The sequence below is a fragment of the Microbacterium abyssi genome, assembly GCF_015277895.1.
Classification (GTDB): Bacteria; Actinomycetota; Actinomycetes; order Actinomycetales; family Microbacteriaceae; genus Microbacterium; species Microbacterium abyssi.
Genome location: NZ_CP063815.1, coordinates 2,977,550 through 3,003,984, shown reverse-complemented (window position 1 = coordinate 3,003,984; position 26,435 = coordinate 2,977,550). Strand labels below are relative to the sequence as shown.

The 26,435-nt window shown below is 69.1% G+C and carries 29 protein-coding genes; 16 read left to right on the top strand and 13 right to left on the bottom strand.

Annotation, left to right across the window (positions count from 1 at the left end; genetic code table 11):
• Positions 1-142 precede the first annotated feature (142 nt).
• Both IM776_RS14485 and IM776_RS14480 read left to right on the top strand, forming a co-directional pair.
• Positions 143-631 carry a dihydrofolate reductase family protein gene (locus IM776_RS14485; RefSeq protein ID WP_323740983.1) on the top strand — a complete coding sequence of 163 codons (489 nt, stop codon included), beginning with the start codon at positions 143-145 and terminating at the stop codon, positions 629-631.
• 201 nt (positions 632-832) lie between these two features.
• Positions 833-1,816 (top strand): DUF1416 domain-containing protein, encoded by a 984-nt coding sequence (locus tag IM776_RS14480; RefSeq protein ID WP_194420782.1) that lies wholly within the window; start codon positions 833-835, stop codon positions 1,814-1,816.
• A gap of 34 nt (positions 1,817-1,850) precedes the next feature.
• Here the strand turns inward: IM776_RS14480 and IM776_RS14475 are convergent, their stop codons facing one another.
• Positions 1,851-2,696 carry an exodeoxyribonuclease III gene (locus IM776_RS14475; RefSeq protein ID WP_194420781.1) on the bottom strand — a complete coding sequence of 282 codons (846 nt, stop codon included), beginning with the start codon at positions 2,694-2,696 and terminating at the stop codon, positions 1,851-1,853.
• Positions 2,697-2,724: 28 nt separating this feature from the next.
• Positions 2,725-3,261, bottom strand: coding sequence for a YbhB/YbcL family Raf kinase inhibitor-like protein (locus IM776_RS14470; RefSeq protein ID WP_194420780.1), 537 nt, complete (start codon positions 3,259-3,261; stop codon positions 2,725-2,727).
• A gap of 85 nt (positions 3,262-3,346) precedes the next feature.
• Between IM776_RS14470 and pyrE the strand changes: the two genes are divergently transcribed.
• The 3 genes from pyrE (at position 3,347) to IM776_RS14455 (ending at position 6,080) form a co-directional block, all read left to right on the top strand.
• Positions 3,347-3,904, top strand: coding sequence for an orotate phosphoribosyltransferase (pyrE, locus tag IM776_RS14465; RefSeq protein WP_194420779.1), 558 nt, complete (start codon positions 3,347-3,349; stop codon positions 3,902-3,904).
• Positions 3,901-4,803, top strand: coding sequence for an ROK family protein (locus IM776_RS14460; RefSeq protein ID WP_194420778.1), 903 nt, complete (start codon positions 3,901-3,903; stop codon positions 4,801-4,803). The genes pyrE and IM776_RS14460 overlap by 4 nt, the downstream gene beginning before the upstream one ends.
• Before the next feature lie 116 nt (positions 4,804-4,919).
• Positions 4,920-6,080: an anhydro-N-acetylmuramic acid kinase gene (locus IM776_RS14455; protein WP_194420777.1), complete on the top strand. Its 1,161-nt coding sequence runs from the start codon at positions 4,920-4,922 to the stop codon at positions 6,078-6,080.
• A gap of 127 nt (positions 6,081-6,207) precedes the next feature.
• Here the strand turns inward: IM776_RS14455 and IM776_RS14450 are convergent, their stop codons facing one another.
• Genes IM776_RS14450 through IM776_RS14435 form a run of 4 tightly spaced genes read right to left on the bottom strand, consistent with a single transcriptional unit; the run spans position 6,208 to position 8,415 of the window.
• A complete protein-coding gene (locus IM776_RS14450) occupies positions 6,208-6,369 on the bottom strand; it encodes a hypothetical protein (protein ID WP_194420776.1) in 162 nt (53 codons plus the stop codon).
• Positions 6,366-6,935 (bottom strand): YdeI/OmpD-associated family protein, encoded by a 570-nt coding sequence (locus IM776_RS14445; RefSeq protein WP_194420775.1) that lies wholly within the window; start codon positions 6,933-6,935, stop codon positions 6,366-6,368. Before IM776_RS14445 ends, IM776_RS14450 begins: the two co-directional genes overlap by 4 nt.
• A 5-nt stretch (positions 6,936-6,940) precedes the next feature.
• The gene (locus IM776_RS14440; protein ID WP_194420774.1) at positions 6,941-7,741 is read right to left on the bottom strand and encodes an HAD-IIA family hydrolase; all 801 of its coding nucleotides are present in this window, start codon (positions 7,739-7,741) and stop codon (positions 6,941-6,943) included.
• A gap of 41 nt (positions 7,742-7,782) precedes the next feature.
• Positions 7,783-8,415 (bottom strand): metal-dependent transcriptional regulator, encoded by a 633-nt coding sequence (locus IM776_RS14435; RefSeq protein WP_194420773.1) that lies wholly within the window; start codon positions 8,413-8,415, stop codon positions 7,783-7,785.
• Positions 8,416-8,570: 155 nt separating this feature from the next.
• Here IM776_RS14435 and IM776_RS14430 point away from each other — a divergent pair, with 155 nt between their 5' ends.
• Positions 8,571-9,185 carry a TrmH family RNA methyltransferase gene (locus IM776_RS14430; RefSeq protein WP_194420772.1) on the top strand — a complete coding sequence of 205 codons (615 nt, stop codon included), beginning with the start codon at positions 8,571-8,573 and terminating at the stop codon, positions 9,183-9,185.
• A 2-nt stretch (positions 9,186-9,187) separates the two neighbouring features.
• On the opposite strand, the gene IM776_RS14425 is transcribed toward IM776_RS14430, so the two are convergent.
• The gene (locus IM776_RS14425) at positions 9,188-10,513 is read right to left on the bottom strand and encodes an MATE family efflux transporter (protein WP_194420771.1); all 1,326 of its coding nucleotides are present in this window, start codon (positions 10,511-10,513) and stop codon (positions 9,188-9,190) included.
• A gap of 163 nt (positions 10,514-10,676) precedes the next feature.
• On the opposite strand from IM776_RS14425, the gene IM776_RS14420 reads away from it, so the two are divergent.
• The 3 genes from IM776_RS14420 (at position 10,677) to IM776_RS14410 (ending at position 14,316) form a co-directional block, all read left to right on the top strand.
• Positions 10,677-11,219, top strand: a complete 543-nt coding sequence (locus IM776_RS14420) for a DnaJ family domain-containing protein (RefSeq protein ID WP_194420770.1) — start codon at positions 10,677-10,679, stop codon at positions 11,217-11,219.
• Between the two features lie 114 nt (positions 11,220-11,333).
• Positions 11,334-13,298 carry a M13 family metallopeptidase gene (locus IM776_RS14415; protein ID WP_194420769.1) on the top strand — a complete coding sequence of 655 codons (1,965 nt, stop codon included), beginning with the start codon at positions 11,334-11,336 and terminating at the stop codon, positions 13,296-13,298.
• 109 nt (positions 13,299-13,407) lie between these two features.
• Positions 13,408-14,316 carry a serine hydrolase gene (locus IM776_RS14410; protein ID WP_422730919.1) on the top strand — a complete coding sequence of 303 codons (909 nt, stop codon included), beginning with the start codon at positions 13,408-13,410 and terminating at the stop codon, positions 14,314-14,316.
• A gap of 227 nt (positions 14,317-14,543) precedes the next feature.
• On the opposite strand, the gene IM776_RS14405 is transcribed toward IM776_RS14410, so the two are convergent.
• Positions 14,544-15,017 carry a MarR family winged helix-turn-helix transcriptional regulator gene (locus IM776_RS14405; protein WP_194420768.1) on the bottom strand — a complete coding sequence of 158 codons (474 nt, stop codon included), beginning with the start codon at positions 15,015-15,017 and terminating at the stop codon, positions 14,544-14,546.
• A gap of 108 nt (positions 15,018-15,125) precedes the next feature.
• On the opposite strand from IM776_RS14405, the gene IM776_RS14400 reads away from it, so the two are divergent.
• A complete protein-coding gene (locus tag IM776_RS14400) occupies positions 15,126-15,749 on the top strand; it encodes an NADPH-dependent F420 reductase (RefSeq protein ID WP_194420767.1) in 624 nt (207 codons plus the stop codon).
• Positions 15,750-15,798: 49 nt separating this feature from the next.
• On the top strand, positions 15,799-16,185 hold the full coding sequence (locus IM776_RS14395; RefSeq protein ID WP_194420766.1) for a hypothetical protein: 387 nt from the start codon (positions 15,799-15,801) through the stop codon (positions 16,183-16,185).
• A gap of 12 nt (positions 16,186-16,197) precedes the next feature.
• Here the strand turns inward: IM776_RS14395 and IM776_RS14390 are convergent, their stop codons facing one another.
• Positions 16,198-17,640 carry an MFS transporter gene (locus IM776_RS14390; protein ID WP_228479780.1) on the bottom strand — a complete coding sequence of 481 codons (1,443 nt, stop codon included), beginning with the start codon at positions 17,638-17,640 and terminating at the stop codon, positions 16,198-16,200.
• A gap of 56 nt (positions 17,641-17,696) precedes the next feature.
• Between IM776_RS14390 and IM776_RS14385 the strand changes: the two genes are divergently transcribed.
• The 5 genes from IM776_RS14385 to IM776_RS14365 all read left to right on the top strand — a co-directional run bounded on the left by IM776_RS14385 (position 17,697) and on the right by IM776_RS14365 (position 23,313).
• Positions 17,697-18,386 carry a GNAT family N-acetyltransferase gene (locus tag IM776_RS14385; protein WP_194420765.1) on the top strand — a complete coding sequence of 230 codons (690 nt, stop codon included), beginning with the start codon at positions 17,697-17,699 and terminating at the stop codon, positions 18,384-18,386.
• A 22-nt stretch (positions 18,387-18,408) separates the two neighbouring features.
• The gene (locus IM776_RS14380; RefSeq protein ID WP_194420764.1) at positions 18,409-19,029 is read left to right on the top strand and encodes a hypothetical protein; all 621 of its coding nucleotides are present in this window, start codon (positions 18,409-18,411) and stop codon (positions 19,027-19,029) included.
• Positions 19,030-19,123: 94 nt separating this feature from the next.
• The gene (locus tag IM776_RS14375) at positions 19,124-20,509 is read left to right on the top strand and encodes a glycine--tRNA ligase (RefSeq protein WP_228479994.1); all 1,386 of its coding nucleotides are present in this window, start codon (positions 19,124-19,126) and stop codon (positions 20,507-20,509) included.
• A 246-nt stretch (positions 20,510-20,755) separates the two neighbouring features.
• The gene (locus tag IM776_RS14370) at positions 20,756-22,441 is read left to right on the top strand and encodes an ABC-F family ATP-binding cassette domain-containing protein (protein WP_228479779.1); all 1,686 of its coding nucleotides are present in this window, start codon (positions 20,756-20,758) and stop codon (positions 22,439-22,441) included.
• A 53-nt stretch (positions 22,442-22,494) separates the two neighbouring features.
• Positions 22,495-23,313, top strand: a complete 819-nt coding sequence (locus IM776_RS14365; RefSeq protein WP_194420762.1) for a serine hydrolase domain-containing protein — start codon at positions 22,495-22,497, stop codon at positions 23,311-23,313.
• Between the two features lie 6 nt (positions 23,314-23,319).
• Here the strand turns inward: IM776_RS14365 and IM776_RS14360 are convergent, their stop codons facing one another.
• The 4 genes from IM776_RS14360 to IM776_RS14345 form a co-directional block, all read right to left on the bottom strand.
• A complete protein-coding gene (locus tag IM776_RS14360) occupies positions 23,320-24,795 on the bottom strand; it encodes a phytoene desaturase family protein (RefSeq protein WP_194420761.1) in 1,476 nt (491 codons plus the stop codon).
• Positions 24,795-25,256, bottom strand: a complete 462-nt coding sequence (locus IM776_RS14355; protein WP_194420760.1) for an SRPBCC family protein — start codon at positions 25,254-25,256, stop codon at positions 24,795-24,797. Before IM776_RS14355 ends, IM776_RS14360 begins: the two co-directional genes overlap by 1 nt.
• 84 nt (positions 25,257-25,340) lie before the next feature.
• Positions 25,341-25,763, bottom strand: coding sequence for a DUF1801 domain-containing protein (locus IM776_RS14350; RefSeq protein WP_194420759.1), 423 nt, complete (start codon positions 25,761-25,763; stop codon positions 25,341-25,343).
• Between the two features lie 2 nt (positions 25,764-25,765).
• Complete coding sequence (locus tag IM776_RS14345) at positions 25,766-26,380, bottom strand: HhH-GPD-type base excision DNA repair protein (RefSeq protein ID WP_194420758.1); 615 nt, start codon at positions 26,378-26,380, stop codon at positions 25,766-25,768.
• Between the last annotated feature and the right edge of the window lie 55 nt (positions 26,381-26,435).

Here is a 26,435-nt window from a genome sequence, read left to right as displayed (position 1 = left end):
ACAGGGCGAAGCATCATGAGCGGTCGCATCATCATCGACCTCTTCACCACGCTCGACGGCGTGGCGCAGGCACCGGGCGCACCCGAGGAGGACACCTCGGGGCGGTTCCCGTTCGGTGGCTGGCAGGCCGGAGTGCCCGACGATGCGGTCGGAAGGTGGGTCATGGAGGGCATGTCCACCGCTGCTGCTCGGGCGCCGCACCTACGACATCTTCGCCGGGTACTGGCCGCAGCACACGACCGGGCCGGAGGGGTGGATCGGACAGCTGTTCGACCGGGTTCCGAAGTACGTGGCATCCCGGAACCCCGGTATCCCGCTCGACTGGCAGGGATCGACGCGCATCGGCGACGATCTGGATGCCGAGATGCAGTGGCTGCGTGCTCATCATCAGGACGTGCACGTGATCGGCAGCATCGACTTCGTGCACACGCTGCTGGACGCTCAGCTGTTCGACGTGCTGCAGCTCTGGGTGTACCCGCTGGTGCTCGGACAGGGGAAGAAGGTCTTCCCGGACGGGCTCGCTCCGGGAAATCTGACGCTGCTCGGGGTCGAGGCCGGCGACAACGGCGCGGTGAGTCTGCGCTACGCGCCAGCGGCCGGCGCCGTCCGCACCGGCACGATGGAGTCGTGACTTCACAGCCCCAAGCCGGCGCTTCCTCGCGAGCCCGTTCGGGCGCTAGATTCATACCTAATGCACCGCTTGGAGCAGGGGGAACGGGCATCGGCAAGGCCGCCGAGTGTCCGATGAGATCCGAGGGTGACGATGGTGCGATCGCGGTCGCGCGCTGTGGCGCGCGCGTATTTTGCGGGACTGGCAGTGGCAGTCATGATCATGACGGGAGCTGCTGCGGCGAACGCTGCGGAGGAATCCCCGACTGCGCCGGTCGAGACGACGGAGGCGGTTGCGCCGGAGGGGGTGTCGGAGGAGGCGGAGCATGCAGAGGATGGGCCGGCCGACGCCGCGCCCACGGGTGCACTCGACGAAAGCATCGGGGACGAGGTCGTGGTCGAGGAGCAGGATCCCGCCGCCGAGACCGGTGCCGTCACGCTCGCGGCCGCAGCATCGAGCATCAGTGGAACCGTGACGCGTGCCTCCGATGGCGCGCCCGCGGTGGGCGTCGTCTCGGTGACTGACGCCGGCGGATACAGCGACAGTGTGGACATCGGTGCGGACGGGTCGTACACGATCTCTCTTGCGCCGGGGACGTACACGTTGCACTTCGTCAGTTACGAGGACGCTGCGCTCAGCGAGTACTGGCCGGACGCGCGCGCGGAGGTGGACGCAGTGCCGATCACCGTGGCCGAGGAGGATCAGTTGGTCGGCATCGACGCCGTGCTCGCGCCAAGTGCCCTGATCACCGGCACCATCGACACCGGCGACGCTGCCGTCTATGACCGGTTCGTCGAGGCCTACGACCAGAACGGCGTCTTCCTCGCGATGGCGTACGCGAACACCAGCGGCACGTACACGCTCTACGTCCCGGCGGGGACATACATCGTTCGCGCTTCAGCGATCCCCCAGGAGACCCAAGCCGACCTGGGGGTCCAGTACTTCGACCACGTCACCACCGCTGCGGAGGCAACGCCCATCACGGTCGCGGGGACTGAGGTTCGAGCGGGAATCGACTTCTCGTTGGGGACTCCAGCGGCACCGGCCGCTCCCGTCGATCCGGTGGAGCGTCCAGTCGAGGGCACTGCGAGCACAGGCTCTCTGGCTGCGACGGGCAGCGAGACGCCTGTGCTGATCATGGTGTTCGCGGCGATGATGCTCGTGGCCGGTGGACTGCTCCTGTCGCGCGGGCGTGTCCACGTCTGAGGACAGCTGAGAAGACGGCCGGCCGCCACCGCGCTCAGGCGAAGATCATCGGCATGTCGTCATCTTCGTCGGCGCCGCCGAAGTCGAGGTCGACGACCACCGGGACGTGATCGCTGGGCTGCTCGCCCTTGCGCTCGTTCCGGTGGATGGATGCTCCGGTCACGGCATCCGCCAGCGCGCGCGAACCGAGGATGAAGTCGATTCTTATCCCCTCGTTGCGGGGGAATTTCAGGCGCTGGTAGTCCCAGTACGTGAACCCGTCGGGGATCAGCGGGCGCACGACGTCGATGACACCGGCGGTCTCGAGGGCGAAGAACGCGGCGCGCTCCTGCGGCGACACGTGCGTCGAGACGCCCTCGACGATGGCCGGATCGCCATTGTCCTCGGGCAGCGGGATGATGTTGAAGTCGCCGACCAGGGCGAGCGGCAGGTCGGGATTCGCCCGCAACTCGGCGGCCGTCGCCTGACGCAGCTCATCGAGCCAGTGCAGCTTGTACAGATAGTGCGGGTCGCCCAGCGAACGGCCGTTGGGCACGTAGAGACTCCACACCTTGACGCCGTCGATCGTCGCGCCGATCGCGCGGGCCTCGAGCGGAGCATCCGGGCCCTCATGCCCCTTCGCGAAGCCCGGCATCCCCGCGAACGACGTCTCGACATCGGTGATCGGCAGCCTGCTGGCGATCGCGACGCCGTTCCACTGATTCAGGCCGTGCGCCTCGACGTGATAGCCCGCCTCTTCGAACGGTGCGTACGGGAACTGCTCGGGCGTGCATTTGATCTCCTGCAGCGCGAGCACGTCGATGTCCTCACGTACGGCGAAGTCGACGGCGCGGGAGACGCGGGTGCGAATCGAGTTGATGTTCCAGGTGGCCAGACGCATGCGTCCAGCCTACGGGCGACCTACGACGTCAGCGCTCGGCCGGATCCGCCGTCCCCATCAGGATGCCGCGGGCGATCGAGTGGAAGTGCCGGTTGAAGCCGAGCACCGCCGGCGTGGAGCCGGGCGCGATCTCGAGGGCGTCGACGTCGAGCGCGTCGACGACGAAGAAGTAGCGGTGCACGCCGGTGCCCTCGGGCGGCGCCGCACCGATGAAGCGCTCGGTGCGGGACTCGTTCGGCAACACCGTCGCGCCCGGCGGGAGCGCGGCGAGGTCGCCGATGCCGCTGGCGAGCGTCGTGGTGCTCGCCGGCAGGTTGAAGACCGCCCAGTGCCAGAACCCGGATCCGGTCGGTGCATCCGGATCGAAGCAAGAGATCGCGATGCTCTTCGTGCCCGCCGGCGGCTGCGACCACTGCAGTGCGGGTGAGCGATCCTCACCGCCGCGTTCAGTCGCCCAGGCGAACAGCGGCAGCGGGCCGCCGGGTTCGAAGTCGGGGCTGGTCAGTTCGAGAGGAGCGAAGTCGCGGAGCGCGGCCAATTCGGCATAGGGGTCGTACGAGAACATGGGCCTCCCTGCGTTACGGATCCATCGCCACGATAGGCGAAACGGCCATGCGTGACCACCGGCGGCGCGCCCTACACTGGATGCCGTGACTCTCGACGCCGACCGCCGATCCCTGCTCGCCCTGATAAAGGATGAGGCGGTGTTCCACGGCGACTTCACCCTCTCGAGCGGCAAGAAGGCGACATACTACGTCGACATGCGCAAGCTCACCCTCGACCACCGCGCTGCTCCCGCGATCGGCCGCATCATGCTCGACCTGATCGGCGGGCTCGACGTCGTCGCGGTCGGCGGACTCACCCTCGGCGCCGACCCGATCGCCAACTCCGTCATGCACGCCTCGGTCGCCACCGATCGTGCCCTGGACGCGTTCGTGGTCCGCAAGGAGCCCAAGGACCACGGCCGCGGCCGGCAGATCGAGGGCGCAGATGTCGCGGGCAAGCGCGTCGTGGTGCTGGAGGACACCTCCACCACCGGACAGTCCGCGCTCAAGGCCGTCGAGGCGCTGCGCCGCGAGGGCGCAGAGATCGTCGCCGTCGCCGTGATCGTCGACCGCAAGACCGGCGCGCAGGCAGCCATCGAGGCCGAGGGGCTCCAGTGGCTCGCCGCCTTCGACCTGGACGACCTCGGACTCGATCCGCAGTGAGCCGCTACGCGCTCGCCGTCGACGTCGGCGGCACCAAGCTCGAAGCGGCGCTGGTCGGCGCCGACGGGACGCTCGTCTCCGGCAGCCGCAGCAGGCAGGCGACGGGTCGCGAGGCGACGCCGACGTCGATGGATGCCGCGATCCGCGCCGTCGTCGCGCACGCGCTCGCCGCCCTTCCTGCTGAGGCCGAGCTCGTCGGCGCCGGAGTCGGCAGCGCGGGTCCCGTCGATCGCGACACCGGCACGATCCTGCCGGTCAACATGCCCCTCGCCCGCGGGTACGGACTGGCGGATGCTGTCCGCTCCGCGGCATCCGACGTTCTCGGCCGCGACATCCGCACCGTCTTCGGGCACGACGGCGGTGCGCTCGCGCTCGCCGAATCCTGGCTGGGCGCCACGCGAGAGGCGCGGGCATCGCTGTCGATCGTCGTCTCGACCGGCGTCGGCGGCGGGTTCGTCGTCGACGGCCGGTACGTCCCCGGGGCTTCGGGGAACGCCGGCCACCTCGGGCAGATGCGCCGCGAGGGCGGGCTGACGCTCGAGGAGATCGCATCCGGACCGGCGAGCGCCTCGTGGGCGCAGTCGCGGGGTTGGACGGGAGCGACCGGCGAGGACTTGGCCCGGGATGCCGCAGCCGGCGACGCGATCGCCCGCGCCGCGATCGAGCGCTCGGCGCGTGCGGTGGGAGAGGCGCTGGCGGATGCCGCGACCCTCGTCGACCTCGACGTGATCGCGATCGGCGGAGGCTTCTCCCGAGTGTCGGACGACTACATCGACCTCGTGCAGGCGGCGCTGACGGCATCCGCCGCGCACGACTACTCTCGCGCGGCGCGCGTGGTGCGCTCGGGGCTCGGCGACGAGGGCCCGCTCATCGGCGCCGCCGCGTTCGTGCTGCGGTAGCCGGCCGATCTGGTGCCCCCGATCTGCTGAGGTTGTACCGATCTGCGGACGAATCCGGCCAGAACGTCCGCAGATCGTGAAGGTGTCCGCGGATCGGGGCATCGTAGGCTCGAGTGATGCGCGTACTCGGTCTGCTCTCCGGCACCTCTCATGACGGGATCGACGTCACCGTCGTCGACTTCATCGAGCAGGACGGGATGCTGCGCGGCGTGGTGCTGCACTCGGACAGCGTGCCCTACGCGCCTGCGCTGCGCGCCCGCCTGGTCGCCGCGCTCCCGCCCGCACCGACGACGCTCGCCGAGGTGTGCGAGCTCGACACCCTGATCGGTCAGGCGTTCGCGGACGTCGCGCGGGATGTCGCGGCATCCGTCGGCGGCGTCGACGCGGTCAGCACGCACGGCCAGACCGTCTTCCACTGGGTCGAGGGCGATCACGCCCGCGGCACGCTCCAGATCGGGCAGCCGGCCTGGATCGCCGAGGCGGTCGGCGCCCCGGTCGTCTCGGATGTGCGGATCCGCGACATCACCGCGGGCGGCCACGGCGCCCCGCTGGTGTCGTTCCTCGACGAGTTGCTGCTGCGCGGGCGCGCGGGCGTTTCGGCCGCGCTGAACCTCGGCGGCATCGCCAACATCACGATCGTCGGGGATGGACTGTCGGCGTACGACATCGGCCCGGCGAACGCGCTCGTCGACGCGGTCATCGCGGCGTACGGACTCAACCCGCTCGGCTACGACGAGGATGCCCGCATCGCACTGGCCGGCACCGTCGACGACGAGCTGCTGGGCGAGCTGCTGGCCGACCCGTACTACGCGCTCGCCGCCCCCAAGAGCACGGGCAAGGAGCACTTCCACCTCGACTACGTGCGCGAGCGCGTCGCCGCACTCGGTCGCGACATCCCGGTGGCCGACCTGGTGCGCACGCTCACCGAGCTCACCGTTCGCACCGTCGCGCAGGACGTTCGGAACGCCGGCGTCGGCTTCCTCGCCGTGTCGGGCGGCGGATGCCACAACCCGCTGATCATGGACGGGCTGCGCGCCGCGCTCCCCGGTACCGAAGTCGTCTTGGCCGACGAGCTCGGCGCCTCGGCCGATGCGAAAGAGGCGATCCTGTTCGCGCTGATCGGCTGGTGCACGATGCACGGCGTGGCCGCCGTCGTCCCCGGCGGCACCGGTGCGCGCGAACCGCGCATCCTCGGCACGATCACCCCGGGTGCCGGTCCGCTGCGGATGCCCGAGCCCGTCGCCGAGCTGCGCAGCCTGGTGCTCACCGCACGCTGAGCCGAGGCATTCCGCACGCTGACCGAGCGTAGATCGGGCAGGTGGCCGAGAGTGTCGCTCGGGGTGCGCCGAAGCGACACGAAGCGACACCTCCCCGGGTCAGCGCGAGCGCCCCGCAGGCGGCCGCTCAGCGCTTGTCGTCGTCCCAGGGGCCTTCCCACCAGTTGCCCGAGCGGTCGTCACCGCGACCGCCGCGGCGGCGGGATCCCACGAACTGCCAGATGATGATCGTCAGGGTCGACAGACCGATGAGGATCATCACGAGGAACAGCAGATCGCTCTGATTCATGGGCGCTTTCCGTCCGCGGCATCCGCGACGACCTTCGCGATGCGGGCCGACCTCGTCTCCGGCCGCTTCGCCGTCGCGATAAGCGTCAGGCCAAGCTTCTTCACCGACTTCGGGAAGGCGTCCCAGTTCGCGCGCGCGGCAGGGACGGCATCCAATGCCGCGCTGAGCTCGTGCGGCTCGATCCCGGCCTCAGGGCCGTCGAGCATCTCCCAGGTGCCGTTGGCCTTCGCGACCTCGATCGCGCGGATGCCGGCCGGCGCCAGCATCCCCGCCTCCTCGAGCAGGGCCAGTCGAGCCTTGTTGGTCGCAGCCCAGCCGCTTGACGGCCGCCGCGGCGAGAACCACTGCCCGTTGCCCTCCGGGAACGTGCGCACCGGCCCGTCGATCCATCCGAAGCACAGCGCCTGCCGGACGGAATCCTCGTACTCGAGTGACGAACCGGCTCCCGCGCCGCGCACGTTCATCACCCACACACCTGCGGCGGTCGCGTGATGCTCTTCGAGCCAGGCGCGCCAGGCCGCGGCATCCGCCAGCGTGATCCGCTCGCCGTCGTCGAGAACGCCCATCAGCTTCAGACTGTCTTGATGGTCCCGGTGATGGTGGGCAGCAGGTCGGCGACCGAGTCGACGATCTCATCCGGCCGGAACGGGTACTTCTCGATCTCGCGCTGATCGCTGATGCCGGTGAGCACGAGCACCGTGTGCAGGCCCGCCTCGATGCCGGCGACGATGTCGGTGTCCATGCGGTCGCCGATCATGCCGGTCTTCTTCGAGTGGGCGCCGATCTTGTTCAGTGCCGAGCGGAACATCATCGGGTTCGGCTTGCCGACCACGTACGGCTCGCGTCCGGTGGCCTTGGTGATGAGCGCCGCGACAGCGCCGGTCGCGGGCAGCACGCCGTCGACGCTCGGGCCGGTGGCATCCGGGTTGGTGATGATGAAGCGCGCGCCCCTGTTGATCAGGCGGATCGCCCTGGTGATCGCCTCGAAGGAGTACGTGCGCGTCTCGCCGACCACCACGAAGTCGGGGTTCGTCTCGGTCATCACGAAACCGGCATCGTGCAGGGCGGTGAGGATGCCTGCTTCGCCGATGACGAACGCCGAGCCGCCCGGTACCTGCTGCTTGAGGAAGTCCGCGGTGGCCAGGGCCGAGGTCCAGATACGCTCCTCGGGAACGTTCAGCCCACTCGCGCGGAGGCGCGCGGACAGGTCGCGCGCGGTGAAGATCGAGTTGTTCGTCAGCACGAGATACGGGATGCCGTTCGCCTCCCACCCCGCGAGCAGCTCGGAGGCCCCGGGGATGGCCTCGTTCTCATGGACGAGCACACCATCCATGTCGGTGAGCCAGCATTCGATGTCATCGCGATGTGCCATGTGCTCAGCCTATTGGTCGGAGCCGGCGTCGACCGCGGATGCTACGCGCTGAGCCACACGACGTCGGCGGCACCGTCCGGAAGGATGACCGGCGCGCCGTCGAGCTCGATGCCCTCGGCGGTCACGCGCACCCCGGACGAGACCGCCAGGCCCAGCGCGTCGAGTGCCCGCAGCAGCTCCGGGTCGACGTCGCTGACCCTCAGCACGCGTCCCTCGTGGCCCGCCGTGGCTGAGGCGAGCAGCACGAACGGCTCGCGCACGACCTCACCGGACGCATCCGGGATCGCATCGCCGTGCGGGTCGAAACGGGGGTGGCCGAGGCGGGCGTCGATGCCCCCCAGCAGGCGGTCGCTGATGGTGTGCTCAAGGATCTCGGCCTCGTCGTGCACCTCGTCCCAGGCATAGCCGAACTCCTGCACCAGCCAGGTCTCGATCAGCCGGTGCCGCCGCACCATCTGCAGCGCCCGCGCCTCGCCCTCTGCCGTGAGACGCACCGCGCCGTACGGCACGTGCGAGACGAGGCCTGCGGCCGCGAGCTTCTTGACCATCTCGGTCACGCTCGACGGTGCGATGCCGAGCTTGGCGGCGAGAACCGACGGCGTGATCGGGGCGTCCTGCCACTCGGTGTGCGCGTACACCGTCTTCAGGTAGTCGTCAGCTGCCGGGGATGCCACGGCTCCAGACTACCCGCGGCTGTCCCGCCCAGCGGGGCGGCCGTGCTCCTCGAACCCCGCCCCCCGTTACCGTCCGTGCCCCCGGCTGGCGACGCCTATACCTGGGGGCGCGGACGGCAAGCGGGGGCGCCGACGGGCGAGGCTACGCTGAGACAGTGACCGAGACCCCCGAGCGCAGCACCCACGGCCTGGGACCCTGGGAGGGCGAATGGCCCGAGGGCGACCACTACGACCCCGAGCTGCTCGAGCACGGCGACACCCGCAACGTGATCGATCGCTACCGCTACTGGCGGATGGAGGCGATCGTCGCCGACCTCGACACGAAGCGCCATCCGTTCCACGTCGCGATCGAGAACTGGCAGCACGACATGAACATCGGCTCGATCGTGCGCAGCGCCAACGCGTTCCTCGCCGACACCGTGCACATCATCGGCCGTCGACGCTGGAACAAGCGCGGGGCCATGGTCACCGATCGCTACCAGCACGTCGTGCACCACGAGGACGTCGCCTCATTCGCCGCGTGGGCCGCCGCAGAAGGCATCCCGATCATCGCGGTCGACAACGTCGACGGCGCCGTCCCCGTCGACAAGGCTGATCTGCCCGAGCGCTGCGTGCTGCTGTTCGGTCAGGAGGGGCCCGGGCTGACCGAAGAGGCGATCACCGTGGCATCCGGTCATATCGAGATCACGCAGTACGGCTCGACCCGCTCGATCAACGCCAGCGCCGCGGGCGCCGTGATCATGTACGAGTGGTGCCGAAGGCACGCCTGACCCTACGCGTCCTGGCGCAGCCACCCGCCGGTCTTCACGCGCCAGCCGAGGGTCGCGAATCGGGCGAGCAGGTACACGCCGAAGAATGCCACGGCGAGCCAAGTGACTCCGGCGACGCCGTTCGCGCCGACCAGCGCGATGATCAGCAGTGCGGGCAGGAACGGCACGAGGTTGAGCGCGCCTGCGATCGCCAGATATCGCACATCGCCGGAACCCATGAGCACCCCGTCGAGAACGAAGACGATGCCCGCGATCGGCTGCGCGACGGCGAGAACGATGAGTGCCGGCTGGATGAGCGCGGCGAGGTCGGGGTCGCCGGTGAATGCCAGGCCGATGACGCCGGACAGCGCCCCGATCACGACGCCGACGATCACGCCGAACCAGGTGCCCCAGGCGACGGTGCGAGCCAGCACGTGCCTCACTCCGACGATGTCACCCGCGCCCAGGCCCTTGCCGATGAGCGCCTGCGCGGCGATGGCGAGAGCATCCAGGGCGAACGCCGCGGCCGAGAAGATCGTGAACACCACCTGCCAGCCGGCGAGCTCGTCGGTTCCGATGCCGGTGGCCACACCGACCGTGATCAGCAAGGCCGCACGCAGACTGACCGTGCGCAGGAACAGCCACCCGCCGGCGCGGGCGGATCCGCGGACGCCGTCGCGCTGCGGCCGCAGCGATGCCGAGTGCTTGCGGGCCAGTCGTCCGACGATGATCACGTAGGCGGCGACCATGCCCCACTGGGCGGTGATCGTGCCTGCGGCGGAACCGGCGATGCCCCAGCCGAGACCATAGATGAACAGGACGTTCAGCAGCGCGTTCGCGCCGAACCCGAGGCCCGCGATCCACAGCGGCGTCACGGTGTCCTGCATGCCGCGCAGCAGCCCGGTCGCGGCGAAGACGATGAGCATGGCGGGCAGTCCCCACATGCTGATCATCAGGTACGTATCGGCTTGCGCTGCGACATCATCGGGGGCGCCGAACAGCGAGACCAGCCACCCCGACGACATCGCTCCGGCCATGGCGAGCACAGCGCCGAGGCCGAGCGCCAGCCACATGCCGTCGATGCCGACCGAGACGGCATCCTTGTGGTCTCCCGCGCCGAAGCGGCGGGCGACGGCAGGCGTGGTCGAGTAGGCGAGGAAGATCATCAGACCGACAATCGTCTGCAGCACAGCGCTCGCGATGCCGAGCCCCGCGAGCGGCACGGTGCCGAGGTGGCCGACGAGCGCGGCATCCACCATCAGGAACGCAGGCTCTGCGACCAGCGCGCCGAGGGCCGGGACCGCCAGGCGCAGGATCTCCCGATTCAGGGTCACGGGGCGCGCGGTCATCCCACGAGCCTATGGCGTGCCGTCGGACGTCGGCGTGTCGTGATGCTGGATGCTTTCGGTCGGTCTCGAGCGTCGGAAACCGACCGAAAGCATCCCGCATCGGTCGCGCCCGGCGTCGAGCCGGCGCGCGTAGGCTGAGCGTACCGGCATCCGGAGGTGGACGATGACTGATCCTCGAGACGCCGCGGCTCGTTACCGGGCGCGGCAGGACGGTGAGCCGGATGCCGAGACCGAACCGGCTCCGATGCAGCTCACCGCCGAGAACAAGCACCAGTTCGTGGAGAGTGCGATCCAGGTCGCGATGCGGCGCGGCGAGTTCGATGATCTGCCGGGCGCGGGCAAGCCGCTCGAGGGGCTCGGGACGCACCACGATCCGGACTGGTGGATCCGTCGCAAGATCGAGACCGAGAACCTCACCGGGCTCGGTCCACCCGCGATCCTGCTGCGCACCGAGGACCGCGAGCTCGACGCGAACCTCGACCGGCTCGGGCGGGAGGGCGACGTACGCGAGGTCCTCGAGGACTTCAATCGCCGCGTCATCGCAGCCCGTCGCCAGCTGATGGGCGGGCCGCCGGTCGTCACGAAGACGCGAGATGTGGATGCCGAGATCGCGGCGTGGCAAGAGCGGCGCGCAGCCGGTCCGGCGCCCGCACGGCAGGAACCCGCTCCGCCGCCGCGCCGTGGTCTGTTCCGCCGTCGCCCGTGATCCCCAGGCTGTATGACTTGTGCCGGTTCTGGTGCCGCGCTGACCGACACAACTCATACAGCGTCGCGGACGCGCAGTGACGCCGCCCGCCCGACCCGCGAATAGGCTGGCGTCATGACTGATGTTCTTCCCGCCGGTCTTTCGACCGAAGAGTTCAGCTCCGACATCCGCCCCCAGGACGACCTGTACCGTCACGTCAACGGCGCCTGGCTCGAGCGCACCGAGATCCCCGGTGACAAGGCGCGCTGGGGATCCTTCCACATGCTCGCCGAGCAGGCCGAGAAGGACGTGCGCACGATCATCGAGGAATCCCAGGATGCCGAGATCGGCACGCTCGAACGCAAGATCGGCGACCTCTTCACCAGCTTCATGGACACCGAGCGCATCGACGCCGCGGGGATCGAGCCGCTGCAGGAGACCCTCGCCGAGATCGACGCCATCGACGGCATCCCGGCCCTGCTCGCCGTGGCCGGCGCGTACGAGCGCGACGGTCGCGCCCACCTGATCGGCCTCTATATCGACGGCGACCCCGGCGATCCCGAGCGGTACGTCCCCGTCCTCGTGCAGTCCGGCCTCTCGCTGCCCGACGAGAGCTACTATCGCCTCGACAGCTTCGAGGGCACCCGCGCCGCGTACCGCGCCCACCTCGAGCGTCTGCTCACGCTCGCCGGTGTCGCGGATGCCGCAGGGGACGCCGAGCGCTCCTTCGCCCTCGAGACCGAGATCGCCGCACACCACTGGGACAACGTCGCCAGCCGCGACGCCGTCAAGACCTACAACCTCAAGTCGTGGGACGACTTCCAGACGCTCGTCGGTGTCGATCTCGCGCCATGGCGAGATGCCGCGGGGCCCACGAACCCGGATGCCTTCGCCGAGGTCGTCGTCAGCCAGCCGAGCGCCTTCGAGGGTCTCGGGACGCTGCTCGTCGCGGGGCGGCTCGATGACTGGAAGGCGTGGCTGCGCGCACAGGTCGTGCACGCCGCGGCTCCGTTCCTCACGGACGACATCGTGCAGGAGAACTTCTCGTTCTACGGCACCGAGCTCACCGGCGTCCCTACGATCCGTGAGCGCTGGAAGCGCGGCGTCTCGGTCACTGAGGGCGCGCTGGGCGAGGCGATCGGCAAGGTCTACGTCGAGCGGCACTATCCGCCGACGGCGAAGGCCTCGATGGACGAGCTGGTCGCCAACCTCATCGAGGCGTACCGGCAGAGCATCACGACGCTGGAATGGATGAGCCCGGAGACGCGTGAGCGTGCGCTCGCCAAGCTCGACGCGTTCACCCCGAAGATCGGTCATCCCGAGGTGTGGCGCGACTACTCGACCCTCGAGATCGACCCCGCGGACATCTTCGGCAACGTCCGCCGCGCGAACATCTTCGAGCACGACCGCAACGTCGACAAGATCGGCAAGCCCATCGACCGCAACGAGTGGCACATGCCGCCGCAGATGGTCAACGCGTACTACAACCCCTCGATGAACGAGATCGTCTTTCCCGCCGCGATCCTGCAGTACCCGTTCTTCGACGCCGGCCGCGACGCGGCGGCGAACTACGGCGGGATCGGCGCGGTCATCGGTCACGAGATCGGTCACGGCTTCGACGACCAGGGCAGCCGCTACGACGGCACCGGCAAGCTCGACGACTGGTGGACGGATGCCGACCGCGCAGCCTTCGAGGAGCGGACGAAGGCGCTCATCGCTCAATACGATGCACTCGTGCCGGAAGGCCTCGCCGATGAGAACCGCGTCAACGGCGCTCTCACGATCGGTGAGAACATCGGCGACCTCGGCGGCCTCGGGATCGCGCTGAAGGCCTACGAGCTCTCGCTCGGGGGAGCCGAGGCGCCGGTCATCGACGGCCTCACCGGCGTGCAGCGGCTGCTGCTGAGCTGGGCGCAGGTGTGGCAGCAGAAGAGCCGCGAAGCCGAGACGATCCGCCTGCTGACGATCGACCCGCACTCGCCGAACGAGTTCCGCTGCAACCAGATCGTCCGCAACATCGACGCCTTCTACGAGGCGTTCGGGGTGACCGAGGACGACGCGCTGCACCTGCCGGGCGACCAGCGCGTGACGATCTGGTGACCGTTACCGGCAATCCTTGACCCGCCGTCGGTGGGCGGGGTTACGATGGCCAGTGCCGCCGGTGGCGCTGGCCATCGGCGTCTCTTCGACCTTCTCGGAAGGAACTCGCGTGGGCACTCCCCCCGAGCCTGCGATGATGCGCAGATCGCAGCGCAGCAGGCGTCGACTGCCGCGCCGAGCCGCCGTGGGGCGGCGTTCTTTCGTGGCGACCATGCGCGCGCTGGAAGAGCTGGCGGATGCCGGTGCCCAGGTCTCGGTGCACGTGATCGACCTCGACACCGGGTCGCAGGTGCTCGCCGGCGACGATCACGTGACGCTGCCGGTCGCAGGGCTCGGCGTCGTGCCACTGCTGATCGAGGTGGCCGCGGGGTTCGAGTCGGGGACTCTCGACCCGCTCGAGATCGTCGATCGCGCCTCGACGGATGCCGTCACGACCTCCGGTATCTGGCGAAGCCTGCGCGCACCCGCGCTACCGCTGAGCGACCTCGCCGTGCTGGCCGCGTCCGTCGGCGACCCGCTCGCCGTCAACATCCTGCTCGAGCAGGTCGGACTCGACCGCGTCCGTCAGCGCATCGAGGCCCTCGGGCTGAAGCACACCGCTGTGCTCGACAGGTTCCGCGATGTGCGCGGACCGGATGACGCCCCGCACGTCGCCGTGGGCACCGCCCGCGAGCTGGCCGGCCTCTTCTCCGCCCTGGTGAACTCCAAAGCGGTGGATGCCGCGGTGAGCGCACAGGTGTCGGAGTGGCTGAGCCTCAATCACGATCTGAGCCTGGTGGCGGCATCCACGGGGCTCGACCCTTTCGCGCACGACCATGACGCACACGGGCTGCTGTTCATCAACAAGACGGGGCAGGATCGCGGCGTGCGGGCCGAGGCCGGTGTGCTCGCAGGGCCCCGCGCGGGCGTCGCGTACTCGATGATCGTCTGCTTCGACGACCTGTCGATCGCACATCGCCTCCGCGCCCACGACGCCTTCCGCGTGCTCGGCGTCGAGCTCATGGAGTACACGCACTAGGACGGACCGAGGAGGTTTCGACTCCTCGCTCCGCTCGTCGCTCAACCCGTTTCGTCTCGCTGCGCTCGCTCAACCCGTTTCGTCTCGCTGCGCTCGCTCAACGCCCCGCGGCATCTCCGCCCGTTCGTTCCTCCGTGGACATCGTCATGCGGGTCGTTGAGCGGAGTCGCGAAGCGACGGCGACGAAACGGGCTGAGCGAGCGGAGCGAGTCGAAGCCGGCCCGGCACTAGAACGGCCCGAACCGCCGCTGCGGGTCGAGGGCCTGGACGACGGGCTCCAGCGCGTCAGCGAGCTGGTCGAGCTGCTCGGGTGTCAGTCGGTCGAGCACGAGCCGGTGCGCCGTGTCGAAATGGTCGGGGGTCGCGAGCACGAGCTGACGCCTTCCCTGCTTCGTGAGCTCGAGCAGCACGCTGCGCCGATCCTGCTCGCTCTCCTGACGCGTCACGAGCCCGCGCTGCTGCAGCCGGCTGACGACCTTGGACGTGCGGGGGAGCGTGGCGTTGGTCGCGGCGGCGAGGTCGCTCAGGCGCAGGGCGCCGCTGCGCTGCAGGGCGCTCAGCAGGATGAACTCGTAGTGCGTCATCGAGGCGTCGCGCTGCAGCTGCGCGTCCAGTGCCGCGGGCAGCAGCTCAGCAGTGCTGATCAGCGCCAGCCATGCGCGGGACTGCTGCGGCGTCATGCGAGCGATCGATACGGCCATGCTCCCCATTCTGTCGGGAATAGTTGTCGAGACAAGCGCGTTTGAATCTTTAGTTGCCGAAGCAACCAAGTGCGACGGCTCACAAAGATTCAACGAAAGGCATCACACATGACTGCGATCACCGTCATCGGAACCGGAAACATGGGGCAGGCCATCGCCGGCATCGCCGCGAAGGGCGGCTCCGCCGTGCAGATCCTGGCGCGCGACCTCGAGAAGGCCGGGACTGCCGCGGCATCCATCGGCGCGAGCGCCGGCGTCGTCGGCGACGCGATCACGGGTGAGATCGTCGTCCTCGCCGTGCCGTACCCTGCACTCGCAGAGATCGCGAACACCTACGGGACCCAGCTCACCGGCAAGACCGTCGTCGACATCACCAACCCGGTCGACTTCGCCACGTTCGACGGCCTCGTCGTGCCCACCGACTCCTCCGCGGCCGCCGAGCTGGCAGCTCTCGTCCCGGCAGCCAAGGTCGTCAAGGCCTTCAACACCAACTTCGCCGCGACGCTCGCCGCGGGCGAGCTCGGCGGCGAACCGACCGTCGTGCAGATCGCCGGTGACGACGATGCCGCGAAGAAGCTCCTCGCCGACGTGGTCACCGCTGGCGGACTGAAGGTCGCGGATGCCGGTGCGCTCAAGCGCGCGCGTGAGCTCGAGGCCCTCGGCTTCCTGCAGATGGTGCTCGCCGTTCGCGAGCAGATCGGGTGGACCGGCGGCTTCGCCGTCCGCGCCTGACCGACGCACAGCGTCTGACCCGCGCACGCGGTGCGGGTACTCTCGTCGCATGGACGACTGGACCCCGCACCGCCGTGATGATGGCGAACTGCTCGGCTGGATCCGCCCCGCCGGGAGCGACTGGACCGCCGTCGACATCCTCGGGCGCACCGTGTCGGATGCCGTGGACTGGCTCGTCGCGGAGGAAGCGCTCGAGGCGCACGGGCTCGCATGGCTCGCCGAACCGTGGATGCTGGAGGATGCGGGCCGTCCGACCCGCGTCCGCATCGTCGAAGTCACGCCCGATCATGACGGCATCCCGGGCCGCATCGTCGTGAAGGCCGAGGACTACGGCGACCTCACCCGCCCGGCATCCGAGCCGATCGAGCTCTCGTGGCCGCTGCCGCACCGGCTCCGGCCGCCGCAACCCGGCGACCCCGACGGCTTCACCTTCTGACGCTCAGGGTGGTCAGCTGGGAAGCGAGGGATGCCGTTCGAACGGGCGGATCCTCGGGATGAACAGCGACAGCACCAGGGCGATGAGGCCGGCAGCGATCGCGAGCCAGAAGCAGACCTGGAAGGCCTCGTGGGTGGGCACGGCGACGCCGTCGACGTCGATGCTCATCGAGGCGAGCACTCCGCCCATGACGGCCGATGCGCTCGACGTTCCCACCGAGCGGAACAGGGCGTTCAGTCCGTTCGAGGCGCCGGTCTCGTTCGACGGCACTGAGCGCATGATGATCATTGGCATGGCCGCGAACGTGAAGCCGATGCCGACGCCGATGATCGCGTTGGCGATGAGGATGTGGATCCACTCCGACGACCAGATGAGCACGTAGCCGTAGGCCAGGACAATCGCAGCGGACCCTGCCGTGAACAGTGGCCGCGGGCCGATGGTCCGCTCCAGCCAGCCGGACAGCGGTGAGATCACCATCATGACGAGGCCCGCCGGCATCACGATGAACGCCGCGGTGATCATGTCGAGCCCGAAGCCGGACCCGGTCTCGACCGGCAGCTCGAGCATCTGCGGGAAGGTGACGTTGGAGGAGAACAGGGCGAAGCCCATTCCGATCGCGGCGATGTTCGTCAGCAGCACGGCAGGGCGGGCGGCGACGCGCAGGTCGAGCAGTGGATCCTTCGTGCGCAACTGGTACCAGCCCCACAGCAGCAGCACCAGCACACCGCCGATCACGAGGCTGAGGCCGAGCGGCGACGTCCAGCCCCACTCAGCGCCGCGCGAGACGTAGAGTAGGAGGCCCGTCAGGCCGATCGCGAGCCCGATGGCTCCGAGCACGTCGAGTCGGCCGGGGGAGAGCAGCACGTCCTCCGGGACGAACAGGAAGACGAGTACGAGACCGGCAACCCCGAGTCCGGCGGCGAGCCAGAACAGCGAGTGCCAGTCGGCGTTCAGGGCGAGGTAGGCGGCCAGCGGCATCCCGAGCGCTCCGCCGACACCCATCGTCGCGCTCATGAGTGCGACCGCGGTGCCGAGGTGCTTCGAGGGCAGGATGTCGCGCATGATCGCGATGCCGAGCGGAATGACCCCCGTGACCCCGCCCTGGAGCGCCCGTCCGATGATCACGCCGACGATCGAGGTCGACAGTGCGGCGATCACCGATCCCACGATGAGCATGATCATCAGCGCGACGACGATGCGCCGCTTGCCGTACATGTCGCCGAGGCGACCGGAGATCGGCGTCGCGATCGCTGCGACGAGCAGCGTGATCGTGACGACCCAGGTGGTGTCTTCGCGAGACGCGTTCAGCAGCGTCGGCAGCTCGGCCTGGAGCGGGACGACCAGCGTGAACATGAACGACGACGCGAGACCTGCGAAGGCGAGCACGGCGACGGTGGCTGCCCGGTTGGGGTTGCGGGAGAGTCGCTTTCTGGCTCTCTCATCCCTGTCATCCACTCGTCAAGGCTATCGGTCGATTCCGCAGATGGACGTGGGAGGGGCAGACTGGGTTCGTGCGAACCATCCGTGACCTCGACACCGTTGAACTCATCATCGACGCGCAGAGCCTGCTGGACTCCATCCGCGGACCCGAGCGCGTCATCGACGCGGGCACGCTGCGCGCGCTGCAGCAGTCCGGCAACTACGTGGTCGGCCTCTTCGACGACGAGGGCGGTCAGGAGCGCATGGTCGGGGCATCCATCGCGTTCTTCGGTGTGCCGGCACGGCGCCGAATGCACTCCCACATCACCGCGTTGCTGCCCGAGTACCGTGGGCGCGGTTGGGGCCGCGAGCTCAAGGAGCATCAGCGCCAGTGGGCGTTCTCCCGTGACGTCGGCGGCATCACCTGGACATTCGATCCGCTGGTCGCGCGCAACGCGCACTTCTTCCTCACCGTGCTCGGCGCACGGGTGACCGGCTACTCCGTGAACAACTACGGCATCTTCGGCGGAGGGGATGCCGGCGACGAGAGCGACCGACTCGACGTCGAGTGGGCGCTCGCCGACATCGCGAAGCCGCCGGCGGATGAGGTGGTCGTCGCGACTCTCGAGATCCCCTCGGATGTCGAGGCGATGCGCGAGACGGATCCGGATGCCGCCCACGAGTGGCGCATGCGTCTGCGCGGCGAGATGGAGGAGCTGCTCGGTCGCGGTCTGCGCGTCGCGGGCTTCTACGTGAAGCGCGGGTACCTGTTCACCGAGTGAGCGCCTCTGCTTTCATGGTCGGATGACCCTCGACGAAGATCTCGCACAGCATCCGGCTGATACGGAATGGCACCGCCTGCAGAAGGTCGGGGATGTTCCCGACGGATCGTGGGTCACGCGCGGGCCGGCCAACGCGTACGCGAGCGTTACCATGCGCCCGCTCGAACCGTTCCTCGTGCCGGAGAAGCCGCGCGGCGGCGAGCTCGACCCGAATGACTGCCACTCCTGCCGGCCGAGCGAGCACACGATCTGGCACGACGAGCACTGGCAGGTGCGAGGCGGCTGGGAGACCGGAGGACTGCCGTTCATCGGAGCGATATCGCCGCGCGAGCACTGGCTGCTCGAGGATGCCCCGGTCGAGATGCTCGCCGGGCTCGGACCGCTGATGCAGCGGATCTCCCAGGCGGTCAAGACGATCCCATCCGTGGCGCGGTGCCATTTCTCGCGCTGGAACGACGGATCCGCGCACCTGCACCTGTGGGCTTTCGCGCGCCCGGCGGGGATGATGCAGGGCCGCGGTGCCGTCCTGTCGTACTGGGACGGGATGCTGACGGAGATGCCCGAAACGATGATGCGCGACTACATCGAGATCGTGGCCGAGGCACTCGCCGAGCAGGGCGGGCAGGCGTTCCCCACCCCGTGATCGGGTGGGGCTGATCGACAGCAGGGGCGCGGATAGGATTGAGATGCCCGTGATCACGGGCGCATTCCCGTCGCATCCGACCATTGGAGCCACCGTGGCCGAACAGTCCCGTCTTGACAAGGTCATCAGCCTCGCCCGCCACCGCGGGTTCGTGTTCCAAGCGGGTGAGATCTACGGCGGTTCGCGATCTGCATGGGACTACGGCCCCCTCGGCACCGAGCTGAAGGAGAATATCCGCCGTCAGTGGTGGCAGGCCTTCGTCCGCGGACGCGGCGACATGGTGGGCCTGGACTCCTCGATCATCCTTCCCAAGCGCGTGTGGGAGGCCTCTGGTCACGTCGCCACGTTCAGCGATCCGCTGGTCGAGTGCCTGCAGTGTCACAAGCGCCACCGCGAGGATCACCTCATCGAAGCCTTCGAGGCGAAGAAGGGCCGCAAGCCCGAGAACGGCATGGCCGACATCGTCTGCCCCGACTGCGGCACCCGCGGCAAGTGGACCGAGCCGAAATCGTTCTCCGGCCTGGTGAAGACCTACCTCGGCGTCGTCGATGACGAGTCGGGCCTGCACTACCTTCGCCCCGAGACCGCGCAGGGAATCTTCGTCAACTTCACGAACGTGCTCACTGCGAGCCGCAAGAAGCCGCCGTTCGGCATCGGCCAGGTCGGCAAGGCGTTCCGCAACGAGATCACGCCGGGTAACTTCATCTTCCGCACGCGCGAGTTCGAGCAGATGGAGATCGAGTTCTTCGTGCCGCCCGCCGAGGCGCAGCAGTGGTTCGAGCACTGGGTGGAGACCTGCTGGAACTGGTTCATCGACCTGGGTATCGACCCCGAGAACATGCGCCAATTCGACGTCCCTGAGGACGAGCGCGCGCACTATTCGGCCGGCACCATCGACTTCGAGTACCGCTTCGGTTTCCAGGGCTCGGAGTGGGGCGAGCTCATGGGCGTCGCGAACCGCACCGACTACGACCTGTCCAGCCACTCCGAGGCATCCGGCCAGAGCCTGACCTACTTCGACCAGGCCTCCGGCGACCGGTACACGCCGTACGTGATCGAACCGTCGTTCGGCCTGACCCGCTCGATGATGGCGTTCCTCGTCGACAGCTACGTCGAAGAAGAGGTGCCCAATGCCAAGGGCGGCACCGACACCCGCACGGTGCTCAAGCTCGACCCGCGCCTGGCGCCGGTCAAGGTCGCCGTCCTGCCGCTGTCGCGCAACGAGCGCCTGTCGCCGCTGGCGCGCGAGGTCGCCGATTCGCTCCGCGGCCGCTGGACGATCGACTTCGACGACGCCGGTGCCATCGGCCGTCGCTACCGTCGTCAGGATGAGATCGGCACGCCGTTCTGCGTCACGGTCGACTTCGACTCGCTCGACGACCACGCGGTCACCGTGCGCGACCGCGACTCGATGGCGCAGGAGCGCATCTCGATCGACGGCCTGCACGCATACCTCGCGGATCGTCTGAAGGGCGCCTGACCCGCAGCATTCGCAGCATCCGGAGCCCCGATTCAGACATCTGAATCGGGGCTCTGCTTTTCTGCTATGGTCGTCGACCGTGGGTACTCTGATTCTCTAGATCGGGACGCTGCGTCGAGACATCTCCGCAGCGGGTCCTGAGCGATCGTGTCGTCCTTCCGGCGCGCTCGAGATCCCTGTTCCGATCCGCATCCGTGATGCGTGAATCGCCGCGACGGTCGCAGACCGCTGCGGAGAGGAGTCCTCATGTTCCCATCTGCTCTTTCCACACCATCTCGTCGCGACCACCGCATGTGCGCTCTGCGGTCGGCGACAGTCCGCTTCGCCGACCGCGTCGTGCTCGACCGCGTCGATCTGGTCGTCGGCCGCACCGACCGACTGGCGATCATCGGCGACAATGGCGCCGGCAAATCGACCCTGCTCGATCTGATCGCAGGCCCGGTGATTCCGGTCTCTGGCGAGGCGCGGGTCGTCATCCCCGGTGGCATCGCGCACGCCGCTCAGGACCCACGCTTCCCCGACGCGGCAACCGTGCAGGATGCCGTCGATCTGCTGATTGCCGACCTGCGCGCTCTTGAGCAGGACATTCAGACCGTTTCCGAGCGGCTGGCGCACGCTGTCGGCGCCGTGCAGTCGGGGCTGCTCGACGAGCTCGCCGAGCTGATCGACCGGTTCGAATCGCGCGACGGCTATCGCGTCGACGCGCGCATCGACGCGGCTCTGGATCAGCTCGGCGTGGGCGGGCTGGACCGGCGACGGCCGGTCGCCGAACTCTCCGGCGGCGAGCGAGCCCGCCTCGCGCTTGCGGTGGCGCTGTCGTCGATGGCCGAACTGCTGCTGCTCGATGAGCCGACGAACGACCTCGACGATGCCGCGCTGGCGTGGCTCGAGGAGAGGCTGTCCGGCCACCGCGGGGCTCTGGTGGTGGTGACGCATGACCGCGCCTTCCTGGAGAGGTTCGCAGACGACATCGTCCACGTACAGGATGCCGCTCTGCGCCGCTATGGCGACGGCTACGCCGGATTCCTCGTCGCACGGGCCACCGAGCGCCGCCGTCAGGCCGAGCGGCACGAGGAATGGAAGGCCGAGCTCGCCCGCAACGAGGGGCTCGTGGCGGCGAACGGCTTCCGCCTCAGCGCGATCCCGCGCAAGCTCGAGCTCGACGGATTCGGTCATGGCGCGTTCCGCGCACGCAGTCGCGATCACGGCGCCATGGGCCGTATCCGCATGGCGAAAGAGCGGGTAGCCCGGTTGCGTGCCGAGCCGGTCGCGCCGCCGCCGGAGCCGCTGCGGTTCGCCGCCGACCTCGGCGCCGGCTCCGCGCCCTCCTCCGAGAGCCCGCTCGTCTTGATCGAGGGCGTGCGCCGGGACGCCGAGCCGCGGATCCGGATGGCAGGATGGATGCTGCACGCTGGACAGCGCTGGTCCGTGATCGGCCCGAACGGTTCGGGAAAGACGACGTTGCTGCGGTTGCTCGCCGGTGAGCTCGCTCCCGAGGCCGGCTTCGTCGAACGGGCACCCGGACTGCGCGTCTCCTGGCTGCGTCAGGACGTCACGGCACCACCAGCCGGCGCGGTCGTCGACGCGTTCGCGCGTGCCGTCTCGGCCTTCCGTGATGATGCGGCGGCGAGGCTGCTGGCGCTGGGACTGCTGCCTGAGGAGGAGTTCGAGCGTCCGGTGCGCGATCTGTCGATCGGTCAGCGGCGCCGGCTCGACCTGGCTATGGCGCTGAGCGTTCCCAGCGATCTGCTGCTGATGGACGAGCCGACGAACCATCTCGACCCCGAACTGGTCGAGCAGCTCGAGCATGCCGTCCAGTCGCATCCGGGCGCGGTCGTCACAGTCACGCACGATCGCCGCTGGCTTCGGCACGCGGCCGGATCGCCGCACGTGCGGGTGGGCGAGGGGCGAGCGGAGGTCTGCGGCGGCTGACGCACGTGTGCCGTGCCCCGCGCGCCGATGGCAGGTCGTGCGACGATGGCAGCGTGGAGACGACGACTTTCGCAGCGACAGAAGGCTTCCCTCATGCGGCACTGGTGGGGGTGACCGGTTCGGAGCAGACTCTCGCGGTGCAGGGCGACGCGCGCGCGGCGCTTGCGCTCGCGTCGGTGTCGAAGCCCATCTCGGCGTGGGGTGCGCTGATCGCCGTCGAGCGCGGGCTGGTCGACCTCGACGAGCCGGCCGGCCCGGAAGGGTCGACGCTGCTCAATCTGCTCGACCACACCAGCGGGCTGCCGTTCGAGGGCGAGCAGACACAGGCGGCTGCCGGAACGCGCCGCATCTACTCGAACGCCGGGTTCGACGCTCTCGGCGCGCACGTCGCCGAAGCGGTGGGCGAGCCGTTCGCCGATTGGATGACTCGTGAGGTCACCGGTCCCCTGGGCATGCGCGACATCGACGTGAGCGGTCGTCCGTCGGCCGGGTACCGAGCGTCGATCGATGACCTGATGAAGTTCGGCCGCGAGGTACTGCGTCCGACACTGGTCCCCGTCGAGCTGCGCGACCTCGCGCTCATGGTCTCGCGGCGCGGACTGCGCGGTGTCGTGCCCGGCTACGGTTCTTTCGACGACAACCAGTGGGGGCTGGGGTTCGAGCTCAAGGGCGCCAAGAGCCCGCACTGGCTCGGCGACGCCATGCCGCCGGAGACCGCCGGGCACTTCGGCGGACAGGGCAGCTTCCTGTTCATCGACCGCTCCCGTGACCTGGCGGCCGCGTTCCTGTCGGGCGTCGCGTTCGGCGACGAGCACAAGCGCATCTGGCCGTCGCTGACCGAGGAGATCGTGGCGCGCTACGGGCGCAGCTGACGGATGTCACGCCGCTTCGTCGGAGGTCGGCGAGAGATCCGGCAGCGCGCGGCTGCCGAAGTCGTGCCTGAGCGCGCTCAGGGCCGCGTGCCAGCCGGGCAGTCCGTGCACGCCGGGGCCAGGGGTCGTGGAGGCGCCGCAGAGGTAGACGCCCGGCATCGGGGTGCACCACGGATCCGGCCTCAGCACCGGCCGACGCAGCAGCTGCATGAGGTCAGGGCTGCCCGAGGAGATATCGCCGCGCACGTAGTTCGGGTTGTGGCGTTCGACCTCGATGGCCGTCCGCGACGAGGTCGACAGGATCGTGTCGCGGAACCCTGGCGCGAAACGTTCGATCTGCCGGATGATCGCCTCCGACCTGTCCTCTTGTGATGCGGCCGGCACGTGCGTGTAGGCCCAGAGGGTGTGCTGACCGGCAGGAGCGCGGGTCTGGTCGAACATCGAGGGCTGTGAGACGAGAACATAGGGAGCGTCGGAGAGGATGCCGCGCGTGACGGCGTTCTCGGCGGCAGCGATCTCCTCGCGCGTGCCGCCGAGATGGAGCGTTCCCGCTCGTCGGAGTTCCGGATTCGTCCACGGCACGGGGTCGGACAGAGCGAAGTCGACCTTCGCCACGGCGTTTCCGTAGCGGAAGCGCGCCAGCGCGCGACGGTAGGCGTCCGGCATCCGATCGCTGGCCATCCGACTCAGCGCGCGAGGGGTGACATCGAGCAGGGTGACCCGCGACGGCGGCAGCTCGTCCAGAGATGCCACCTCGTGGTCCGTCACGAGCTCGCCGCCATGCGCGCGAAGGTCGGCGATCATGGCGTCGACGATCGCCTGGCTTCCGCCGATCGGGATCGGCCACCCCTTCGCATGCGCATACGCCGTCAACGCGAGCCCCGCGCCCGAGCCCGCGAGACCCGGCATGGGCAGGATCGTGTGCGCGGCCACGCCGGTGAGCATGGCCGGTGCGACGTCCTCGCGGAATCGGAGATTCCACAGCGGGCTGCCCTGCTCCAGAGCCGCCGCGCCGAACACGGCCGCGGTCGGGATGTCACGCGGCACGCGCAGAAGCGTGTCTCCGGTGAAGTCCGACACTCGCGTCGCGCGGTCGACCAGCGGCCGCATCAGCCGTGCGTACGCCGTGCCATCGGCACCGAGTCCCTCCGCGGTGCGGGCCAGCGAGCGATGCGCGATCCCCGCGCGGCCGCCATCGAGCGGGTGTGCGAACGAGATCTCCGGCACGGCGAACTCCACCCGCCGAGCCAGCCCGAACTCGCGGAAGAACCGGGACTCGAAAGCCAGCGGGTGCACCGCCGAGCACACATCGTGACGGAATCCCGGCAGTGTGAGCTCCGCGGTCGCCGCTCCGCCGCCGGCGCTCGGTGCGCGCTCGAAGACACGCACGCTGAGTCCGGCTCGCGCCAGGGTCACGGCGGCCGCGAGCCCGTTGGGACCTGCTCCGACGACGGTCGCGTCGACGTCGAACGAGCGCGCCATCAAGCGGTCTCCGATGCGACGTGCTGCGGCGCGAGCCCCTCGGCCAGATACGCCAGCCGATGCAGAGTCTCGGCGTTGCGCCACTGCAGAAGGATGTCCGCGACGGCGGCCGGTATCGCCTTGGCCGGCCCGCTGATCGCCTCCTCCTGGATTCGCACCAGGCATCCTCCTGCCGCGGTCTTGACGTCGACTGTCACCCGGGCTTCGCCGAGAGGCCATCCTCGCGCGGTCATCACCATCTGGTGAGGAGGATGCCACCTCACGCTGCTCGTGGTGTCGTCGAGCAGCGCGGGCCACACGCCGACGGAGTGGTGCAGCCGCGCTCCGGCCCGTGGCCACTCGGGGTCGACGTCACGCATGCGCGACGCTCCGACGACCCAGGAGGGGTACAGCCACCCGTCCGCGAGGACGCGGAACACGGAATCTGGTGGACAAAGCAGCTTTCGGACGTTCCTCGACATGCGGCTCCTTCTGTCGGCCGCCTCCATCATGCGACGTCGGGCGACGCGGCGCAGCGGCCTTGACAACGCCGCCGCGGACGATCTTCAGTCGATCACGGTGATGCGGGCGTAGTCGTCGCCGCCGGCCTCGGTCCACGCGAGTACGTCCTCGAGGATCGGACGGAGCACGTCGAGGTCGACCTTCTCGAGGTCCTTGATGTACAGGCAGCCCGCGCCGACGGTGTGCGGTCCGAGCCCCGCGAGCGCGTCGCGGTGCCTGTAGGTGCTGTCGAGATAGAGCGTCGACGCGCCCTTGCGCGGGGCGAAGCCGAGCACCGGCATGTCGCCTTCGTTGCCGGTCGGGTAGCGGTAATGGCAGCTGCCGAATCCGATGATCGTGCCCCACAGCTCGGGTTCGCGGCCGGAGATCTCCTGCAGCAGCGCGGTCAGCGTCTCGGCATCCCGGCGCCGCACTGCCGGCGTGACATCGGCGATGAAGGCGCCGACGCTGCCCCCTGTCTTCTGCATGATCAGCCCTTTCTGGGTTTCGACTCGCTGCGCTCGCTCAACCGCGCCCCGTCAAGTTTCGCGGCGGATTTCATGGCCCGCTTGTGCTCGCGCACCTTGGTGAGCGATTCGGGCGAGACGATGTCGGCGACGCTGCGGTACGACCCCTCCTCGCCGTAGGCTCCGGCGGCTTCGCGCCAGCCTTCACCCGTGAATCCGTACTGCTTGCCCAGCAGTGCGAGGAAGATCTTCGCCTTCTGCTCGCCGAAGCCCGGCAGCTTCTTCAGACGGCGCAGCACCTCCGCCCCGTCCGGGTCCCCCTGTGTCCACAGGGCCGAGGCATCGCCGCCCCAGGAGTCGACGAGCTCCTGGCACAGCGTCTGCACGCGAGTCGCCATCGAGCCGGGGAACCGGTGCACGGCCGGCGTCTCCTTGAACGCCTCCAAGAGGCGATCCGGCTCCATCCCGGCGATCGCGACAGCATCGACCCGCCCCGTGCGCTGCTCGATCTTCAGCGGTCCGGCGAACGCCGTCTCCATCGGGACCTGCTGGTCGAGGAGCATGCCGATCAGGAGGGCGAGCGGATTCTCGGTGAGCAGCCGGTCGGCAGCGGCGTCGTCGGTGATGTGCAGGGCCATGCATCCAGTCTGGCACCGACCGGCAACCAGGTGTCGGCATGTCTGGACTGCTCTA

What these genes read in the sequence shown, in the direction of transcription:
- IM776_RS14455 (WP_194420777.1), top strand. Translation starts at nt 4,920, where the DNA reads ATGCGCGTACTCGGTCTGCTCTCCGGCACCTCTCATGACGGGATCGAC.
- IM776_RS14485 (WP_323740983.1), top strand. Translation starts at nt 143, where the DNA reads ATGCGGTCGGAAGGTGGGTCATGGAGGGCATGTCCACCGCTGCTGCTC.
- IM776_RS14350 (WP_194420759.1), bottom strand. Translation starts at nt 25,763, where the DNA reads ATGCAGAAGACAGGGGGCAGCGTCGGCGCCTTCATCGCCGATGTCACG.
- IM776_RS14440 (WP_194420774.1), bottom strand. Translation starts at nt 7,741, where the DNA reads ATGGCACATCGCGATGACATCGAATGCTGGCTCACCGACATGGATGGT.
- IM776_RS14400 (WP_194420767.1), top strand. Translation starts at nt 15,126, where the DNA reads ATGACTGCGATCACCGTCATCGGAACCGGAAACATGGGGCAGGCCATC.
- IM776_RS14425 (WP_194420771.1), bottom strand. Translation starts at nt 10,513, where the DNA reads ATGACCGCGCGCCCCGTGACCCTGAATCGGGAGATCCTGCGCCTGGCG.
- IM776_RS14380 (WP_194420764.1), top strand. Translation starts at nt 18,409, where the DNA reads ATGACCCTCGACGAAGATCTCGCACAGCATCCGGCTGATACGGAATGG.
- IM776_RS14470 (WP_194420780.1), bottom strand. Translation starts at nt 3,261, where the DNA reads ATGTTCTCGTACGACCCCTATGCCGAATTGGCCGCGCTCCGCGACTTC.
- IM776_RS14370 (WP_228479779.1), top strand. Translation starts at nt 20,756, where the DNA reads ATGTTCCCATCTGCTCTTTCCACACCATCTCGTCGCGACCACCGCATG.
- IM776_RS14445 (WP_194420775.1), bottom strand. Translation starts at nt 6,935, where the DNA reads ATGGGCGTTCTCGACGACGGCGAGCGGATCACGCTGGCGGATGCCGCG.
- IM776_RS14480 (WP_194420782.1), top strand. Translation starts at nt 833, where the DNA reads ATGACGGGAGCTGCTGCGGCGAACGCTGCGGAGGAATCCCCGACTGCG.
- IM776_RS14475 (WP_194420781.1), bottom strand. Translation starts at nt 2,696, where the DNA reads ATGCGTCTGGCCACCTGGAACATCAACTCGATTCGCACCCGCGTCTCC.
- IM776_RS14360 (WP_194420761.1), bottom strand. Translation starts at nt 24,795, where the DNA reads ATGGCGCGCTCGTTCGACGTCGACGCGACCGTCGTCGGAGCAGGTCCC.
- IM776_RS14405 (WP_194420768.1), bottom strand. Translation starts at nt 15,017, where the DNA reads ATGGCCGTATCGATCGCTCGCATGACGCCGCAGCAGTCCCGCGCATGG.
- IM776_RS14355 (WP_194420760.1), bottom strand. Translation starts at nt 25,256, where the DNA reads ATGTCGAGGAACGTCCGAAAGCTGCTTTGTCCACCAGATTCCGTGTTC.
- IM776_RS14420 (WP_194420770.1), top strand. Translation starts at nt 10,677, where the DNA reads ATGACTGATCCTCGAGACGCCGCGGCTCGTTACCGGGCGCGGCAGGAC.
- IM776_RS14415 (WP_194420769.1), top strand. Translation starts at nt 11,334, where the DNA reads ATGACTGATGTTCTTCCCGCCGGTCTTTCGACCGAAGAGTTCAGCTCC.
- IM776_RS14345 (WP_194420758.1), bottom strand. Translation starts at nt 26,380, where the DNA reads ATGGCCCTGCACATCACCGACGACGCCGCTGCCGACCGGCTGCTCACC.
- IM776_RS14450 (WP_194420776.1), bottom strand. Translation starts at nt 6,369, where the DNA reads ATGAATCAGAGCGATCTGCTGTTCCTCGTGATGATCCTCATCGGTCTG.
- IM776_RS14395 (WP_194420766.1), top strand. Translation starts at nt 15,799, where the DNA reads ATGGACGACTGGACCCCGCACCGCCGTGATGATGGCGAACTGCTCGGC.